1 protein-coding gene is annotated in these 1,175 nt (G+C 40.0%); it reads left to right on the top strand.

What is annotated here, in order from left to right; genetic code table 11:
* Positions 1 to 33 precede the first annotated feature (33 nt).
* The gene (locus tag FYJ64_RS11280) at positions 34 to 963 is read left to right on the top strand and encodes an IS30 family transposase (RefSeq protein WP_154575214.1); all 930 of its coding nucleotides are present in this window, start codon (positions 34 to 36) and stop codon (positions 961 to 963) included.
* Positions 964 to 1,175 lie beyond the last annotated feature (212 nt).

The raw sequence follows: 1,175 nt of genomic DNA, 5'->3' as shown, positions 1-1,175 counted from the left end.
TTACCACAAACCCATCTTTTAGGAGCTGATCTTTTGTCTAGTATAACCTATTCCGAACGAATTAAAATCGAAACCTTTTGTGAACTAGGGCTGTCCAATATCCAAATGGGCGATCGGCTGAACCGATCACCGTCCACAATTTCTTATGAATTATCTCAATGTCAACCTTATCAGGCTGAATTAGCACAAACAGATGCCGAATACAAGCGATCACGATGTGGTCGGAAAACTAAACTGAGCGACGAATTAAAGCAAATAATTCTCAACCATTTGCGCCTAAGCTGGTCACCGGAAATGATTGCTCACGAATTTAAACTAGCTACTAAATCTATTTACAATTGGTTAAATCGGGGGAGAATTGGTTTCTCCTTGAATGATCTACCTGAACATGGCGTACGCCAACGGCGTAACGTTGACCAACGATCCAAATATAAGCAATCTTTGGGGCGATCAATTGAACAGCGTCCCATGATGATTAATCAACGTAATCGCATCGGCGATTTTGAACTAGATACAGTCGTTGGTCCTCGTGGGCATAGTAAGGCAGTTTTATTAACTTTAATCGATCGAAAATCACGGTTCCTTTGGGCATACCGGTTAAAAGATCGGACGACAGCGACTGTTAATGAAGCACTAACTAAGTTCCTAACCACTTTTAATGGTCCGGTGCACAGCTTTACTGTGGACCGTGGCACTGAGTTTAGTGGGCTAGTATCACTTGAATCACAATATGGTATTAAGACCTATTACTGCCATGCTTATACGCCAGCTGAACGTGGTAGTAATGAACGCTTTAATCGGAATTTACGTTATTTTTATCCTAAAGGGACTCGTTTTGAGCACATTAGTGCTCAAGATTTAACGACGACGTTACTCCAAATTAACCAGCGACCGCTTAAAATACTCGACTGGCAAACACCTTATCAGGTTATGCTGACAAATTTGTCCAAAAATTCGGATTAAATTTGCAATCTACAAATCTTTAAAAAATGTAAGTACAGCTATCTTCTAATCCGTATTAATACCTAACTGTTTTAAAATAAGATGGTATTCGTCCATCATCTGCATTGTCACACGGTTCAAGGCAACTTTATAAAGTTGCTGACCCTTGTCTGTCAATTTAAATTCATGTTTCCGCCGATCATCATTTCCTAATTCGCTAGTAAGATACCCTC

It is taken from the genome of Hornefia butyriciproducens, assembly GCF_009695915.1.
In the GTDB taxonomy this organism is placed as follows: Bacteria; Bacillota; Clostridia; order Peptostreptococcales; family Anaerovoracaceae; genus Aminicella; species Aminicella butyriciproducens.
The sequence above is the reverse complement of the archived record's forward strand: the minus strand, read 5'-3'. Positions and strand labels throughout refer to the sequence as shown.